The organism is Caballeronia sp. ATUFL_F2_KS9A, assembly GCF_023630765.1.
GTDB lineage: Bacteria > Pseudomonadota > Gammaproteobacteria > Burkholderiales > Burkholderiaceae > Caballeronia > Caballeronia zhejiangensis.
Window position 1 is genome coordinate 55547 of sequence record NZ_JALQEK010000006.1, and the last position, 16271, is coordinate 71817.

Annotated in this window: 16 protein-coding genes; 4 read left to right on the plus strand and 12 right to left on the minus strand. The window is 63.9% G+C overall.

Annotation, left to right across the window (positions count from 1 at the left end; translation table 11 throughout):
* Nucleotides 1-178: 178 nt before the first annotated feature.
* The 5 genes from NCS67_RS06925 to NCS67_RS06945 all read right to left on the minus strand — a co-directional run bounded on the left by NCS67_RS06925 (nucleotide 179) and on the right by NCS67_RS06945 (nucleotide 6165).
* Nucleotides 179-481, minus strand: coding sequence for a hypothetical protein (locus NCS67_RS06925; RefSeq protein ID WP_008349427.1), 303 nt, complete (start codon nucleotides 479-481; stop codon nucleotides 179-181).
* Nucleotides 482-501: 20 nt separating this feature from the next.
* Nucleotides 502-3216, minus strand: coding sequence for a DNA ligase D (gene ligD, locus NCS67_RS06930; RefSeq protein ID WP_250434795.1), 2715 nt, complete (start codon nucleotides 3214-3216; stop codon nucleotides 502-504).
* 18 nt (nucleotides 3217-3234) lie between these two features.
* Entirely contained in the window at nucleotides 3235-4143 is a 909-nt protein-coding gene (ku, locus tag NCS67_RS06935) for a non-homologous end joining protein Ku (RefSeq protein ID WP_250434796.1), read from the minus strand.
* A 296-nt stretch (nucleotides 4144-4439) separates the two neighbouring features.
* Nucleotides 4440-4991 (minus strand): DUF6013 family protein, encoded by a 552-nt coding sequence (locus tag NCS67_RS06940; RefSeq protein ID WP_008349423.1) that lies wholly within the window; start codon nucleotides 4989-4991, stop codon nucleotides 4440-4442.
* Nucleotides 4992-5148: 157 nt separating this feature from the next.
* A complete protein-coding gene (locus NCS67_RS06945) occupies nucleotides 5149-6165 on the minus strand; it encodes a zinc-binding alcohol dehydrogenase family protein (RefSeq protein ID WP_250434798.1) in 1017 nt (338 codons plus the stop codon).
* Between the two features lie 100 nt (nucleotides 6166-6265).
* On the opposite strand from NCS67_RS06945, the gene NCS67_RS06950 reads away from it, so the two are divergent.
* Both NCS67_RS06950 and serB read left to right on the plus strand, forming a co-directional pair.
* Complete coding sequence (locus NCS67_RS06950) at nucleotides 6266-7222, plus strand: LysR family transcriptional regulator (RefSeq protein ID WP_034473407.1); 957 nt, start codon at nucleotides 6266-6268, stop codon at nucleotides 7220-7222.
* A gap of 46 nt (nucleotides 7223-7268) precedes the next feature.
* On the plus strand, nucleotides 7269-8108 hold the full coding sequence (serB, locus tag NCS67_RS06955) for a phosphoserine phosphatase SerB (RefSeq protein ID WP_008349420.1): 840 nt from the start codon (nucleotides 7269-7271) through the stop codon (nucleotides 8106-8108).
* Nucleotides 8109-8146: 38 nt separating this feature from the next.
* Here serB and NCS67_RS06960 read toward each other — a convergent pair whose 3' ends face one another.
* The 5 genes from NCS67_RS06960 to rimO form a co-directional block, all read right to left on the minus strand.
* The gene (locus NCS67_RS06960) at nucleotides 8147-9340 is read right to left on the minus strand and encodes a cystathionine beta-lyase (RefSeq protein WP_250434799.1); all 1194 of its coding nucleotides are present in this window, start codon (nucleotides 9338-9340) and stop codon (nucleotides 8147-8149) included.
* Between the two features lie 66 nt (nucleotides 9341-9406).
* Nucleotides 9407-10030 (minus strand): hypothetical protein, encoded by a 624-nt coding sequence (locus NCS67_RS06965; RefSeq protein ID WP_144403838.1) that lies wholly within the window; start codon nucleotides 10028-10030, stop codon nucleotides 9407-9409.
* Between the two features lie 23 nt (nucleotides 10031-10053).
* The gene (gene bktB, locus NCS67_RS06970; protein WP_250434800.1) at nucleotides 10054-11238 is read right to left on the minus strand and encodes a beta-ketothiolase BktB; all 1185 of its coding nucleotides are present in this window, start codon (nucleotides 11236-11238) and stop codon (nucleotides 10054-10056) included.
* Nucleotides 11239-11266: 28 nt separating this feature from the next.
* Nucleotides 11267-12190 carry a sugar kinase gene (locus tag NCS67_RS06975; RefSeq protein WP_033537160.1) on the minus strand — a complete coding sequence of 308 codons (924 nt, stop codon included), beginning with the start codon at nucleotides 12188-12190 and terminating at the stop codon, nucleotides 11267-11269.
* A gap of 4 nt (nucleotides 12191-12194) precedes the next feature.
* Nucleotides 12195-13532 carry a 30S ribosomal protein S12 methylthiotransferase RimO gene (gene rimO, locus NCS67_RS06980; RefSeq protein WP_051079027.1) on the minus strand — a complete coding sequence of 446 codons (1338 nt, stop codon included), beginning with the start codon at nucleotides 13530-13532 and terminating at the stop codon, nucleotides 12195-12197.
* 250 nt (nucleotides 13533-13782) lie between these two features.
* Here rimO and NCS67_RS06985 point away from each other — a divergent pair, with 250 nt between their 5' ends.
* Entirely contained in the window at nucleotides 13783-13965 is a 183-nt protein-coding gene (locus tag NCS67_RS06985) for a hypothetical protein (RefSeq protein ID WP_250434801.1), read from the plus strand.
* Between the two features lie 19 nt (nucleotides 13966-13984).
* Nucleotides 13985-14566 carry a hypothetical protein gene (locus NCS67_RS06990; protein WP_250434802.1) on the plus strand — a complete coding sequence of 194 codons (582 nt, stop codon included), beginning with the start codon at nucleotides 13985-13987 and terminating at the stop codon, nucleotides 14564-14566.
* Nucleotides 14567-14635: 69 nt separating this feature from the next.
* Here NCS67_RS06990 and phaR read toward each other — a convergent pair whose 3' ends face one another.
* Nucleotides 14636-15211, minus strand: a complete 576-nt coding sequence (gene phaR / locus NCS67_RS06995; RefSeq protein WP_033537161.1) for a polyhydroxyalkanoate synthesis repressor PhaR — start codon at nucleotides 15209-15211, stop codon at nucleotides 14636-14638.
* A gap of 155 nt (nucleotides 15212-15366) precedes the next feature.
* Entirely contained in the window at nucleotides 15367-16107 is a 741-nt protein-coding gene (locus NCS67_RS07000; protein ID WP_008349413.1) for a 3-ketoacyl-ACP reductase, read from the minus strand.
* Nucleotides 16108-16271 lie beyond the last annotated feature (164 nt).

A 16271-nucleotide genomic window follows, 5' to 3' on the forward strand; every position in this document is an offset into this window, starting at 1 on the left:
CAAAGCGGTCATGGGATGCAAGCATCGGAAGGGCTTACCGGTTTGCGCGCTTGTTGAAATACGCGCATCGGTAGAAAAAACGCGGCGAACGTTGCGTTCAAGCCCGCTCCCGATCAACGAATCATTCTACGCAAGCGGCCCGCGCGCTGCCATCCGCGAAGGCTTTTCACCGTTCGGTTCAGCGCTCCTTCGACTGCCCTTCGCCGCTGTTCGCATTCGCATGTTCGTCGCGCTGCGTGTCGCGCTGATAGTCGCCGCCGCCGCGCCGGTCCGTGTCGACGAGACCGTGTTCGAGGTCCTCGTGCGCCTGCTTGCCAACATCGCGCGCGCCATGTTCGCGTTGCGATTCGACGTTCTGATCCGCCTCGTGAGGCAGCGGCGCGTTCGACGCATCGTCGCGCGCCTGCTTCTCGCGATCCTTGCTCGCCATTTCGCGTCCGCGTTCGGGCACGCTCTCCGGGCCCGCGCTCGCCTGCTTCATGTTCGTCTCCTTGTGAACGCTCACTTGCGCGATGCGTTCATGCCAAGCCGCTTCTTCATCTCCGCCGTGAGCCGCTGACGCGCCTTGTCATAGCCCGCCCACGGATCGCTCTTCAGCGCATCGAGCCGCTCGCGCACGTTGCCGATATGCCATTGGTCGCCGCTCGTGACGGAATCGAGTTCGTCCCAGGCAAGCGGCATCGATGCGCCGAGCCCCGGCCGCGCGCGCAGCGAGAATGCGGCGACCGTGCTGGAGCCGCGGTTGTTGCGCAGATAGTCGATGAAGATCTTGCCCTTGCGATTCTGCATGCCCATTTTCGCGGAGAAGAGCTTGGGCAGCGTGCTCGCCATATGCTGCGCGACGGCCTGCGAGAAATCCTTCATGTCGTCCCAGCTCGCCTGCTTCGCAAGCGGCACGACCACATGAAAGCCCTTGCCGCCGCTCGTCTTGCAGAACGACGTGAGACCGAGCTCGACGAGCAGATCCTTCGTGAGCTTCGCGGCCTCGATCATGCGTTCCCAGCCGACGCCTTCGCCCGGATCGAGATCGAAGATCATGCGATCCGGCTTCTCGATGTTCGACGCCACCGCGTTCCACGTATGCAGCTCGATCGTGCCCATCTGCGCGGTGCCGACGAGCGCCTGCGACGATTCGATCGTGAGCAGCGGCGGATGTCCCGGATCGATATCGGGATGCTGCGTGATATGCGGAATCGCGAGCTTCGCGCTGTGCTTCTGAAAGAACAGCTCGCCGCCGATGTCTTCCGGCGCGCGCACGAGCGACACCGGCCGATCCTTCAGATGCGGCAGCATCCAGTCGGCGACCGACGCGTAATACTCGACGACGTCGAGCTTGGTCAGCCCCGTCGATTTGTCGATCACGCGATCCGGATGGCTGATCTTCACGCCTTCGATTTCAGCCGGACTCGCCTTGGCCTTTTTCGCGGCCGTCGTCTTCTTCGCCGCGATTTTCTTTGCCGCGACTTTCTTCGCGGCCACGGGCTCTTCCTTCACGATCTGACGAGCGGGTTTATCGTCCCGCAAACTGACGAACGATGCTTGTCGCACGATGCGCTCCTTGGTCCATTCCGCGAAATTGCATTCGGCCACGAGCTCGGGCTTCACCCAATGCACGGGCGTGCGGCTGCGTTCCTGCGGCTCGCTTGCAAAGGGCATGCGTTGAGTCTCGCGCTTGTCGAGTTCCTTCTTCACCGCGACGAGCGTCGCGTGATCGAAGCCGCTGCCGACGCGCCCTGCGTACTGCAACTTGCCGTCCGTATCGTAGACGCCGAGCAGCAGCGCGCCGAACTGCCCGCGGCTGCCAGAGGGCTCCGAATAGCCGCCGATCACGAATTCCTGGCGGCGTCTGCACTTGAGCTTGATCCACGACGCACTGCGCCCCGAGACATAGGTGCTGTCGATCCGCTTGCCGATGATGCCTTCCAGCGCCATGTCGCAAGCGCTCTTGAGCAGGTCGTCGGCGTGAAAGGCGAAGTCTTGCGAGAAGCGCAGCACCGGATCGTCGAGCGGCTCGATGACCGCCTTCAGGATCGCGCGGCGTTGCACGAGCGGCACGTTGCGCAAGTCGTAGCCGTTCAGATACGGCACGTCGAAGAAATAGACGACGATGTCTTGCGGGCGCCCCACGTCGAATGCGTTCTGCAGCGCCTGGAAGTCGGGCAAGCCGCGCTCGTCGAGCACCACGGCTTCGCCGTCCAGCCAGCCACTTTCGATATCGAGCTTGTCGAGCGCCTTCACCTGCTTCGAGAACTTCGCGGTCCAGTCGTTGCCGTTGCGCGTATAGATGCGAACTTCGCGCTTGCCCTTCACCGTTTCGATGCGCGCGAGCACGCGATAGCCATCGAACTTTATTTCGTATCCCCAATCATCTCCGGGCGGCGCGGCATCGACGAGCGTGGCGAGTTGCGGCTTGAGCGTCGCGGGCAGCTTCGCCTTTTGCGCGCCTTCGATCGCCGGTTCGTGCGACAACGTGCGCAACGACTCGGCGTTGCGATTCGCGACGATATCCGGATGCGCGTGACCATTCCCCGCCTTCGCTGCTTTCGCCGAGGTCTTGCGCGCCGGCGCTTTCTTCGCGCCCGCCTTGCGTTCGTTGCGCTCGCGCAGCGCACCGGTTTCGTCGCGTGCGCCGAGCGAATCGGACAGCACGCTGCCGGGTTTCTCCAGCAAGATGTCGTACTCGGCTTCGGGACGCGCTTCGTCGTCACGCTCCTTGATGAGCAGCCATTGCTCCTTGTCGCCGCTGCCGCGCATGTGGCTTTTCACGAGCGTCCAGCCGCCGTGCAGCTTTTCGCCGTCGAGCGTGAACTTGAGCTTGCCCTTTGCATACTCGCGCGCCGCGTCCTCGACGCTGCCCGATTGCGGCGCCCAGGTCCCGCGATCCCACACGATGACGCTGCCCGCGCCGTAGTTGCCTTCGGGAATCTCGCCTTCGAACGAGCCGTAATCGAGCGGATGATCTTCGACGTGCACCGCCAGCCGCTTCACCGACGGATCGAGACTCGGCCCTTTCGGCACCGCCCATGATTTGAGCGTGCCATCGAGTTCGAGACGGAAGTCGTAATGCAAGCGGCGCGCGTCGTGTTCCTGAATCACGAAGGACAGCGCGCTTTGCGTGGCCTTTTTCGCGCGCGCGCCGCGCTTCGTGGCGCCGGACGGCTCCGGCGTCTTGTCGAAACGCCGCATCCGTTGATAGGTTTCGAGTTTCTCAGCCATCGTCGTTGGGTCGTGCGCTTATGCGCGTTTGCGGCGCGTCGTCTTGCGTGCCGGACGCGCGGTTTCCTCGCCGCTTTCGTCGCCCGAATCGTCCTCGGATTGCGCGGCCTTGCCGCCGCGTTTCGCCGCGCCGCCTTTCTTCAGGCTGCGCTTGAGCAGTTCGGACAAGTCGAGGATGTCGGCGGATGCCTTTTCCTCGCCACCTTCGTCAATCTTCATCACCTCGGCAACCTTGCCTTCCTTCACCTTCCTGTCGACGAGCGCCATGATGTCGTCCTTGAAGGTGTCGTGATACTTCGTCGGGTCCCAGGTGTCGCTCATGTCGTCGATGAGACGCTTGGCCATTTCGAGTTCCTTCGGCGTGACGCCGGCCTTTTTCGTGTCTTCGTCCGGGAACTTGAACTGGCTGAAGTCGCGCACTTCGTCGCCCCAGCGCAGCGTGTTGAGCGCGAGCGCGGGGCCGACCGGAATCAGCGCCGCCAGATGCTGCTTGTTGTGCAGCACGACGCTCGCGATGCCGACCTTGCCCGTATCCTTCAGCGCATCGCGAAGCAGCGCGTAGACCTTTTCGCCTTTGCGATCGGGCGCGAGGTAGTACGGCGTATCGAGCGAGAGGAACGAGATCTCGGGCGCATCGACGAAGGCGAGAATATCGACCGTCTGCGTCGATTCGGGATTGGCCGCGCGGATTTCGGCGTCGGTCATCACGACGTACTTGCCCTTCTCGTATTCGAAGCCGCGCACGATGTTGTCGCGCGTGACTTCCTTGCCCGTGTTCTTGTTGATCTGCTTGTAGCCGATCGGGTCCATCGAGCGCTTGTCGAGCAGGTTGAAGCCGACCTTCTCCGACTGCGTCGCCGGATAGAGTTGCACGGGCACGTGGACCAGCCCGAAGCTGATCGCGCCTTTCCAGATCATGTGCGGCATTGCGGCACCTTCGCTGTCGGATCGAATCGATGGATACGCTCGGGAACATGCGCCCAAGCGTTTCTGCGCGCCGTTTTCAGCGCGGCATCGACAAGAATCGCACAAAGCGTGCCAAGCGGCGCGGGCGTGCGGACGCACGGCGCGCCGGGTCGCCCGCGCTTGCGTGCGACCGTTCATCTGTAAGCTTTACTGAGGATGAGTTTGCGCGACAAGTTTGCGCGGTTCGGAAAACAAGACAGTTAGTTGCGTATGCGGCATCGAAAAAACGCGCCGGGAAGGCTGGCGCGTCCATCGAGTTACTTGCGGCTCGCGGTGACGGTCAACTGCGTGCCGTCATCGAGCGTGACGGTTTTCTTGGAGCCGGTAGAAGTCGGCATCGAGAAGCGCACGATCTGGCTGAAGCGATTATCGACGGGACATTGCAGGCTCTTGCCGCCCACGGTCACCTTGCTCGTGCCCTTCGGCGCGTACGCGCGAAAGCTGATCTGCACGTTCGCCGCGCCGTTGTCCGCGACGACCGGCGCGAAGCGGATCTGCACTTGCCGCACCGCCTGCCCGTCGGCGCTTTTGGGCACCGACGCCGCCTGCGGGCACCCGTCCGGTACGGCCTGCGCGCCGCTCGGCGCGGTGCCCTGCCAGGTGAAGTCGTCGGTCTGGCCCGAGCGGATGGTGCGCGTTTCCTGCTCATTGCCGAAATTCTTCGACGCCATCTTCACCGTGTACTTGATGGGGCCGTCATTGGGCGCTTCGGAGAGAACCTTGATGCCTGGCGTCGCGTGGGCGGTCGCTGCGAACAGCGCGAGCGCGGCGACGGAAACGATGCGACGAACGATCAAACGACGATTCATGCCGCCACCTCCGTATCGAGCGCTTGGAAGGAAAGACCGGCGCCGCGAAGCGCCGGCAAGCTGTAGGGCCGATCCAGTCTAGCGCCCCGCCCGCTGGCTCATCCTAGTGGAAAACCCGCGTGAGCAGCAACGTCGATGATGTTCGTCAACACATTCGTCAGAAGCCGGTCAGCACGAGCTTGCCGACCGTGCGCCCTTCTTCCAGAAGGCGATGCGCCTCGCGCAGATTCGCCGCGTTGATCGCGCCGAGATTCTTCCCGAGCGTCGTGCGGATGGTGCCTGCGTCGATCAGCCGCGCCACTTCGGACAGCAGCTTGTGCTGCTCGATCATGTCGGGCGTCTTGAACATCGCGCGCGTGAACATGAACTCCCAGTGAAACGCCGCGCTCTTCGCTTTCAGCAATTCGACGGGAACGGGCTGCGCGTTCTCGACGATCGACGCGATGCCGCCTTGCGGCTTGATGACGTCGGCGGCCGCGGGAAAATGCTTGTCGGTGTCGTTGAAGATCAGCACGTAATCGACTTCGGGAAAGCCGATTGCCTTCATCTGCTTCGGAATGTCGTCGAAGTGATTGACGATGTGATCCGCGCCGAGGTCTTCGGCCCATTTCGCCGATTCGGGCCGCGAGGCAGTGGCGATCACCTGCAATTTCGCGACGCGCTTCGCCAGCTGAATGCCGATCGAGCCGACGCCGCCCGCGCCGCCGATAATCAGCACCGACTTGCCCGCGTCCTTGCCTTCCGCCGACACGCCGAGCCGCTCGAAGAGCGCTTCCCACGCGGTGATCGTCGTGAGCGGCAGCGCGGCGGCGTGGGTGAAATCGAGCGATTTCGGCTTCGCGCCGACAATGCGCTCGTCGATCAGATGAAACTCGCTGTTCGCGCCTTGACGCGTAATGTCGCCCGCGTAGTAGACCGGATCGCCGGCCTTGAAGAGCGTCACGTCCGGGCCGACCGCTTCCACGACGCCCGCCGCGTCCCAGCCGAGCACGCGCGGCGTCGCCTCGACCTTGTCTTTCGGCGCGCGCACTTTCGTGTCGACGGGATTGACGGCGATCGCTTCGATTTTCACGAGCAGATCGCGGCCGGTCGGCGTGGGCTTGTCGAGTTCGATATCGACGAGCGATTCGGGATTGGAAATCGGGAGATAGCGGGTCAAACCGATGGCTTTCATTTTTTGCTCCGTCGTGAGTGGACTGGATTCGATCTTAAAGTGCGATCGGTCTTTCGAAAACCGTCATAATCGCTGAAACATTTTTCGGGAAATCCATCGAATGGCGAGCGATCCTGTAACGGAAGACACGACGCGCGAGCGGCTCGATCTGCTCGACGTCGGCCTTTTTGTGCGCGCGGCGGCGCTGGCGAATCTGTCGGCGGCGGCGCGGGAATTCGGCTTGTCGCCGGCGGTGGCGAGCGCGCGCATCGCCGGGCTGGAGCGCATGCTCGGCACGCGGCTTCTGCATCGCACGACGCGGCGGGTCTCCGTCACGCAGGAAGGCGAGATTTTCGCGGCGCGCGCGCGCGAACTGCTCGACGCCGCCGAAGCCGCGCGCGCATCGGTCGGGCGCGCGCGGGCGCATCCGCATGGCCGGCTGCGCGTGACGATGCCGTCTTCGCTCGGCCGCCAGCACATCTCGCCGCTGATTCCGGCGTTTCTGCGCCAGTTTCCCGGCGTGACCGTCGATTTGCGCATGACCGATCAGATCGTCGATCTCGTCGATGAAGGCATCGACCTCGCGATCCGCATCGGCGCGCTGAAGGATTCGACGCTCGTCGCGAAAAAGCTCGCGAGCAACCGGCGCGTGCTGTGCGCATCGCCCGCGTATCTCGCCGAACACGGCACGCCGCGCCATCCCGCCGATCTCGTCGATCACGAATGCGTGATCCTCGCCGATCAGCGCGACTGGAGCTTCGTCACGCCGACGGGCGTCATCGACGTGCGCGTGTCCGGGCGCATCGTGACGGACAACGGCGAAGTGATCCGGGATGCGCTCGCGGCGGGCATCGGCATCGGCCTCAAATCGACGTGGAGCGTCGCGCCCTTGCTCGCGAGCGGCGAACTCGTCACCGTGCTCGACGATTACCCGCTCGCGCAGACCGTCGCGATCTGGGCGGTGTATCCGAGCCGCGCGTTCGTGCCGCCGAAGACGCTCGCGTTCATCGACTTCCTCGCAGTACAGTTCGGCGAGCCGCCTTACTGGGATGTCGATCCGGCGCGCGTGCAGCGCTGAAGGTTCTTTACAATGGCGGTTTCGCCGCCCTTTCCTGCTCTTTTTGATGAACCTCGTCATTCAAAGTCCCAGCGCCATTTCCGATTCGCATCTGCGGCCGCTCGCGGCGCTCGCACGCGCCAAAGAGACGCAGCGCGTCGACGACACCCTTCTGCGTCTCATCGACGCCGATCCGCTGCAGCGCCCCGACATCGACGCTTATTGCGGCACCCATGCGCTCGATTACGCCTTTATCGAAGCGAACGCGAAGCTCGCCGATTTCGGCCTCGTCGCGATGGACATGGATTCGACGCTCATCACGATCGAGTGCATCGACGAAATCGCGGATTTTTGCGGGCTGAAAGCCGAAGTCGCGGCAATCACCGAAGCGTCGATGCGCGGCGAGATCAAGGACTTCAACGAGAGCCTCACGCGGCGCGTCGCGCTCCTCAAAGGTCTCGATGCAAGCGCGTTGGAACGCGTCTACGAAGAGCGCCTGCAACTGTCGCCGGGCGCGGAACGCATGCTCGAAGGCGCGCGCGCGGCGGGCCTGAAAACGCTGCTCGTGTCGGGCGGCTTCACGTTCTTCACCGAGCGTCTGAAGGCGCGGCTCGGCCTCGATTACACGCGCGCGAATACGCTCGAAATCGTCGATGGGAAGCTGACCGGCAAGGTCGTCGGCGAGATCGTGAACGCGGATGTGAAGGCGCGCACGCTCATCGAAACGTGCGCGCAGATCGGCATCGATCCGAAACGCGCGATCGCAATGGGCGACGGCTCGAACGACCTGAAGATGATGGCGGAAGCCGGATTATCGGTCGCGTTCCGCGCGAAGCCGGTCGTGCGGCAATCGGCGAGTCTCGCGTTCAACTTCGTCGGACTCGACGGCTTGTTGCGGCTCTTCTGATCGATGTGAAAACGGCGCCTTCGGGGCGCCGTTTTCATTCAGGCGAACGCCTTGGCGAGCGCGGCTTCGAGATCCGCGCGCAAATCCGCTTCCGCTTCGAGACCGACGTAGAAACGCACCAGCACGCCTTCGTGCGGCCATTGCGACGCGGTGCGCATCGAGCGGATGTTGTACGGCATCGCGAGGCTGTGCGCGCCGCCCCAGCTCCAGCCGATCGAGAACAGATCGAGCGCTTCGACGAACGCATCGACTTGCGCGCTCGTGTAGCGGCCATCGAAGACGATCGAAAACAGCCCGCCCGCACCGCCCTTGAAGTCGCGCGCAAAGAACGCGTGGCCGGGACAATCCTCCAGCGCCGGATGCAGCACCGCCTTCACTTCGGGCCGCGTCTTGAGCCACTGAGCGAGCGCGTACGCGGTGCGGTCGTGCGCTTCGTAGCGCACTTTCATCGACGGCAGGCTGCGCAGCACGAGCGACGCATCGTCCGCCGACACGCCGATGCCCATACGCATCCGCGCGCGTTTGAGCTTCTTGTGCAGTTCCTCATCGCGCGTGATGGTCGCGCCCATCAGGATGTCGCTGCCGCCCGACTGATATTTCGTCAACGCCTGCACGGAAATGTCGACGCCATGCTCGAACGGCTTGAACGCGAGGCCCGCGGAAAACGTGTTGTCGATCGCCGTGACGATGCCCTTCGCGCGCGCGACGGCGACGATCGCCGGCACGTCCTGCACTTCCATCGTCACCGAGCCGGGCGCTTCGAGCCAGATCAGCTTCGTGTTCGGACGGATCGAATCGGCGATGCCCGCGCCGGTCATCGGATCGTAATAGGTCACTTCCAGCCCGAAATCGGCGGCGAGCCAGTCGGCGTGATCGCGATTCGGACCGTAGGCGTTGTCGGGCACGAGAACGTGATCGCCCGCTTTCACGAGACCGAAGTAGATGTTGGAGATCGCGGCGAGCCCCGACGGCTGCAGCAGCGCGAATTCGCCGCCCTCGATCGCGGCGAGACGCTGCGCGAGCGCGATGGTCGTCGGCGTGCCGTGCAGGCCGTAGCGCCACTTCGAATCGTCGCTCCAGACGAGCGAGCGCATCGAGGCGAGATCGGGAAACACGACCGTCGATGCGCGCGCGACCGGCACCGAGAACGACTCGAAGCCGGGCGTGATGCGGTCTTCAGGCTGAACGATGCGGGTCTGCAGATCGCGGTCCTTGCTGCTGGAATCAGTCATGGCTTTGCAATACGGAATGAAAAGAGACCGCCGCCGGAACGCCCGGCGGGGTGAAGACAGAGCGAATCATTCGCCGATGATGACGTTGCTCGTGCCGCCCACGGCATTCTTGGGCGGCGCGGGCGGCGCAGGTTCCAGCGACGGCGCGGGCGGCGCCTTCGCGGTGCCCGTCGCGGGCAAGGTCTTGCCGGCAGCGGCGGGCCGCAGATCGAACGGCTGCGGGTTCGAATCGTCCGGGTTCATGCGCTCGCCGGACACGCTGCCGTCCGCCGCGAACTTGCCGACCCAGTTGCCCGTGATGTGCGTGCCGTCGTTCGATTCCTCGATTTCGAGCGTGTCGCCGTCGCGGTCGCCCGCGACGAGAATTACGTTCGGGCTGCCGGCGAACCGGTACTCGCCGTGCACGCCGGAGGGCTCGTCGGTTTTCGCGCCGAGTTTCATCTCGATCTGCTTGTCGCCGAGCGTGCCGACGTAGCGCGGAAACTTCGCGTATTCCGGATTCGGCGTGAGCGGCTTCTGCGGCGGCAGGGCGAGTTCCTTGATCGCGGCTTGCGCGCCGTGCGCGTCGGCGCCCGCTGGCTCGCGTGCGTTCTGTGCCTGCACGCCGGTCTGGCCCGCCGGCATCGGCGAATTGCACGCGGCAAGCGCGGCGAAGATCGTCAAGGCCGCGACCGTCCGCGGCCCTTTCATGCTTGGCATCATCCGTGAGTCCTTCAAATGCGCTCGAAGATCGCCGCGATGCCCTGGCCGCCGCCGATGCACATCGTCACGAGCGCGTAACGCCCGCCGATGCGCTGCAGTTCGTACAACGCCTTCACGGTGATGAGCGCGCCGGTCGCGCCGATCGGATGCCCGAGCGAAATGCCCGAGCCGTTCGGATTGACCTTCGCGGGATCGAGCTTCAGTTCCTGCGATACGGCGCACGCCTGCGCGGCGAACGCCTCGTTTGCTTCGATGACGTCGAGATCGTCGACGGAGAGGCCCGCGCGCTCCAGCACCTTCTGCGTCGCGGGAACCGGGCCGATGCCCATGATCTTCGGATCGACGCCCGCGTGCGCGTACGCGACGAGCCGCGCGAGCGGTTTCGCGCCGCGCTTTTCCGCAAGCGAGCGCTCCATGAGCACGACGGCCGCGGCCGCATCGTTGATGCCCGACGCGTTGCCCGCCGTCACCGTGCCGTTTTCCTTCGCAAAAACCGGCTTGAGCTTCGCGAAGTCTTCGGCGGTGGCGTTCAGGCGAACGTGCTCGTCACGGTCGAACACGGTGTCGCCTTTCTTGGACGCGAGCGTGATCGGCAGAACCTGATCCTTGAAATAGCCGGCTTCGATCGCTTTCGCCGCGCGCCGGTGCGATTCGAGCGCGAGCGCGTCCTGCATCTCGCGCGTGATGCCGAACTTCGCCGCGACGTTCTCGGCCGTCACGCCCATGTGGATCTTGTCGAACGGGTCGTTCAGCGCGCCGACCATCATGTCGACGATGCGCGTGTCGCCCATGCGCTGGCCGAAGCGCGCGGCGGGCATGATGTACGCCGCGCGGCTCATGCTTTCCGCGCCGCCGCCGATGGCGACATCGGCATCGCCGAGCAGAATGGACTGCGACGCCGACACGATCGCCTGCAAGCCCGAGCCGCACAAACGGTTCACCGTGAGCGCGGGCGCATGCTGCGTGACGCCGCCGTCGAGCGCCGCGACGCGCGCGAGATACATGTCGCGCGGCTCCGTATGCACGACGTTGCCGAACACGACGTGACCGACTTCATCGCCCGCGACGTTCGCGCGGGACAGCGCTTCGCGCACGACGCGCGCACCGAGATCGGTCGGGCTGAAGTCCTTCAGCGAACCGCCGAAATCGCCGATCGCCGTGCGCACGCCGCTTACCACCACCACTTCACGTTGCATGTTGTCGTCTCCTTCGTTTGAGGTGCGGCTATTCTGCCAGCGCGCGCTCGACCTCGTCCTTTCGCGGGATCGGCGCCACTGCGCCAAAACCTTGTGTCGACAAAGCCGCGGCGACGTTCGCGTAGCGCGCCGCGGCGAAAGGATCGTCGCCTGCAACGATGCGCGCGATGAACGCGCCGCCGAAGCAGTCGCCCGCCCCCGTCGCATCGACCGCCTGCACGACGCGGCCCGGCACCACGCGCCGCTCGTCCGGCGTCGCGATATACGCGCCTTCCTTGCCGAGCTTCAGCGCGACGACCTTCGGACCGAGTTTCAGCAGCGCATCGACGATCGCGTCTTTGTCTTCGTGGCCGGTAAGCAGCGTGACGTCGTCCCAGCTCGGCAGGCAGATGTCGGTTGCGCGGATCGCTTCGAGCATGACCGCGCGGGCGCGCGCGAGCGGCCACAGCTTCAGGCGCAGGTTCGTGTCGAAGCTGACCTTGACGCCGTGCGTGCGCGCATGGTCGATCGCGGCGAGCGCGGCATCGCAGGCGGCCACGCCGATCGCGAGACTGATCCCCGACAGATGCACGACCTTCGCGGCGGCGATCGCATCGAGCGGCAAGTGCGACGGCGCGTAGCGGCTCGCCGCCGAACCCGCGCGCAGATAGTCGAAGCGATGCCCGCTCTCGCCGTGCGACACGAAATAGACGCCCGTGGGCGCATCGTGATCGACGCGCACCGTCGACGTATCGACGTTTTCCGCGCACCACAGATCGAGCAGCAATTGCCCGAAGTGATCGTTGCCGACCGCGGACACGAAGCCCGTCGCCGCGCCCTGGCGCGATGCCGCGATCAGGAAGTTGGAGACGTCGCCGCCGAAGCCTTGCAGATAGTTCGGCTGATCGCGCGTCGACTGATTGAACTCGATCATGGCCTCGCCGAGCGCGAGGACGTGCGGCATCCCTGGCATGGCTTTAGACCTCGCCCCAGAGATCGTGGCCATCGGCGCCGGTGATCTTCACCGACACGAAGTCGCCGGCCTTGTAGCGCTTCGATGCCTTCGTCGTCGGCGCGATGTACACGACGCCGTCGATTTCCGGCGCGTCCGCCGCCGTGCGGCCGATGCCGCCTTCCGCGCCCACTTCATCGACGAGCACTTTGAGCGTCTTGCCGACCTTCTTCTTCATGCGCTTCGCGGACAGTTCTTCCGCGAGTTCCATGAAGCGCGCGCGGCGATCCTCGCGCACTTCGTCGGGCAACGCGCCGTCGAGTTCGTTCGCCGTTGCGCCTTCGACCGGCGAATACGCGAAGCAGCCGACGCGATCCAGATCCGCTTCCTTCAGGAAATCCAGCAGCGTCTGAAACTGCTCTTCCGTCTCGCCCGGAAAGCCCGCGATGAACGTGCTGCGAATCGTCAGATCGGGACAGATTTCGCGCCATGTCTTCACGCGCTCGAGCACCTTTTCCGCGTTCGCCGGGCGCTTCATGCGCTTCAGCACTTCGGGATGCGCGTGCTGGAACGGCACGTCGAGATACGGCAGAACGTGGCCGCGCAGCGGGCCTTCGGCCATCATCGGGATGACTTCGTCGACGCTCGGATACGGATACACGTAATGCAGGCGCACCCAGGCGCCGTACTGCGCGGCGAGTTCGCCGAGCGCGCCGACGAGCTCGGTCATGCGCGTCTTGAGCGGCTTGCCATTCCAGAAACCCGTGCGGTATTTCACGTCGACGCCGTACGCGCTCGTGTCCTGCGAAATCACGAGCAGTTCCTTCACGCCGGACTTGAACAGATTTTCGGCTTCCAGCATGACTTCGGCGACGGGGCGCGAGACGAGATCGCCGCGCATCGACGGGATGATGCAGAACGTGCAGCGATGGTTGCAGCCTTCCGAAATCTTCAGGTAAGCGTAGTGGCGCGGCGTCAGCTTGATGCCGGCGGGCGGCACGAGATCGGTGAACGGATCGTGCGGTTTCGGCAGATGCGTATGCACCGCGTTCATGACTTCGTTGGTCGCGTGCGGACCGGTGACGGCCAGCACTTTCGGATGCACTTCCTCGATGAGGCCCGAACCGCTCGCGCTCTTTTTCGCGCCGAGACAGCCGGTCACGATGACCTTGCCGTTCTCGCTCAACGCCTCGCCGATGGCGTCGAGGCTTTCCTGCACGGCTTCGTCGATGAAGCCGCAGGTGTTGACGACGACGAGGTCCGCGCCGTCATAGGTGCCGGAGATTTCGTAACCTTCGGCGCGCAACTGCGTCATGATCTGCTCGGAATCGACGAGCGCTTTCGGGCAGCCGAGCGACACCATGCCGATTTTCGGCGCGGGCTTCGTCCTGGCGAGTGAATCGAGTGAATCGATTGAATCTAAAGAATTTTTCACGGGAAGAGTGTCTTGTGGGAGCGCAAGAGGCCAATCCACTATTTTACATCGGCGAGCCGCGGACACGGCTCGGCCCCCTTTTCCTTTGTCTCATTCCGATTGAAGCTGGCGCGCAGCAAACTCGAGCGAATCCGCGGCTTCCCGCGTCTCTCATTGCTTCGAATCACACATCGGTTTCATGCTCGACTACTCAGCGCTGCGCCATTTCAATCCGCTCTTCGTCACGCCCTGCTACTCGGGCCAAGTGACGTCCGGCTACGCCACCAGCATGCTCACGCTCACCAACGAGCTCTGGCGCCTCGGCGTGCGAGGCTCGATGCGCATCTGCGCCGGCGAAAGTCTCGTCACGCGCGCGCAATGAAGCCGTCGCGCATTTTCTGATGCATACGGAGCACACGCATCTCTTCTGGATCGATGCCGATATCGGCTTCACGCCGGAGCAGGCGCTGCGTCTGCTGCTCGCGGGTCGCGATGTCGTCGCCGGCGTGTATCCGCTCGAGCGCATCGACTGGACGGGCGAGATTCCCGCCGGGCTCACGCAAGCGCAGTTTCTCGAACGGGCGTTGCGCTATCCGGTGAATTCGCATGACGGCGCGCGCCTCGAAGTGGACGACGACGGCTTCATGAAAGTGGACGAGGCGCCGACGGGCTTCATGTGCATACGCCGCGCGGTGCTCGAAACGATGATCGCGCGCATGCCCGAGTTGCGCTACGTGCCCGACGCGCCGCCGGATTCGCCGTTGCACGGCTACTGCCATCGCTTCTTCGACGTGATGGTCGAGCCGGAAACCGGGCGCTATCTTTCCGAGGACTACGCGTTTTGCCGCCGCTGGCGGGATTCTGGCGGAAAGGTGTACGTGGATGCACGCTCGACACTGGAGCACCACGGCGCCTATACGTATCGCGGCGATTTCGGCGCGGCGCTGGCGTACGATTCGACGAGAGCCGTGGGCGGGCAATGAACGGACGGCGCGCGAGCGCTCACGCCGAGGCGCGCAAGCCTCGACGCCCGCACGCGCCCTCGAACCGGACTACTTCTTTTCCGTCGACGAAGGCGTGGGCGTCGGGAACGGAAACGTGTTGAACATCGACTTCGCCTGCGACTGCATCTGCTCCTGCATCTGCACGAACATGTTTTTCGACTGCTCGATGTAGCTCGTCATCATGCCCTGCATCATCGGCGCCTGCATGTTCATGAACTGCGACCAGACTTCGGGGTTGAGCGCGTTGCCGTCGTAGATGCCCTTGCTCTGCTCGGTCAGCTTCTGCTGGATGTCGATGAACGCCTGGATGTTCTTCTCCAGATACGTGCCCATCATGCCCTGCATCGCGTGGCCGTAGAAACGGATGATCTGCGAGAGCATCACCGACGAGAACATCGGCAGGCCGCCGCTCTCTTCTTCCAGAATGATCTGCAGAAGGATGCTGCGCGTGAGGTCGTCGTTGGACTTCGCGTCGAGCACCTTGAAATCTTCCTGATCGAGCACGAGCTGTTTTACATCCGACAACGTGATGTAGGTGCTCGTTTCCGTGTCGTACAGCCGACGGTTTGGATACTTTTTGATGAGTCGTTCGGCGGGTTTCTTTGTAGTAGTAGTGGTGGTCATTTAACGCCTTTAAACGCAAAACTTTACTGCGATGGCAGCAAGCAGGTCTTGCGTTGTCGCAAAAAAGCGCTGCTGCATGTTCGCCGCATCGTTGATAAATCCGGCGAGTGGTGACTTCCCGCGCGCGTTTCGGCGTCGCGGGAAGCCGCCGCCCGTCAGCCCATATGCAAGCCGCCGTTCAGCGAGAAGTCCGCGCCGGTCGCGAAGCCCGATTCTTCGGACGCGAGCCACGCGCAGATCGAGCCGATTTCGTCCGGGGTGCCGAGACGGCGCACCGGAATGGTCGCGACGATCTTCTCCAGCACTTCCGGACGGATCGCCTTCACCATGTCCGTGCCGATATAGCCCGGCGACACGGTGTTGACCGTCACGCCCTTGGTGGCCACTTCCTGCGCGAGCGCCATTGTGAAGCCGTGAATGCCGGCCTTGGCGGTCGAGTAGTTCGTCTGGCCGAACTGGCCTTTCTGCCCGTTCACCGACGAAATGTTGATGATCCGGCCCCAGCCGCGCTCGACCATGCCGTCGATGACCTGCTTCGTCACGTTGAAGAGGCTCGTCAGGTTCGTGTCGATGACGGCGGTCCAGTCTTCGTGCGTCATCTTGCGGAACACGACGTCGCGCGTGATGCCCGCGTTGTTCACGAGGACATCGATCTCGCCGACTTCGGCCTTGACCTTGTCGAACGCGTTCTTGGTCGATTCCCAGTCGCCGACGTTGCCTTCCGAGGCGATGAATTCGAAGCCGAGCGCCTTCTGGTCTTCCAGCCATTTCACCCGGCGCGGCGAATTCGGACCGCAGCCCACGACGACCGTAAAGCCATCTTTAAGCAGGCGCTGGCTGATGCTGGTGCCGATGCCGCCCATCCCGCCGGTTACATACGCTATACGCTTCGCCATTCCTCACTCCATTTTCGTTATGCGGACGGCGATCTCCTTGCCGCCCGCTGGCCCTTCCCAATCCCGCCAGTGACTATCTGTGACTTATTACGGACGTTCCACCGCCAGCGCGACACCCATGCCGCCGCCGATGCACAGCGACGCCAGACCCTTCTTCGCATCGC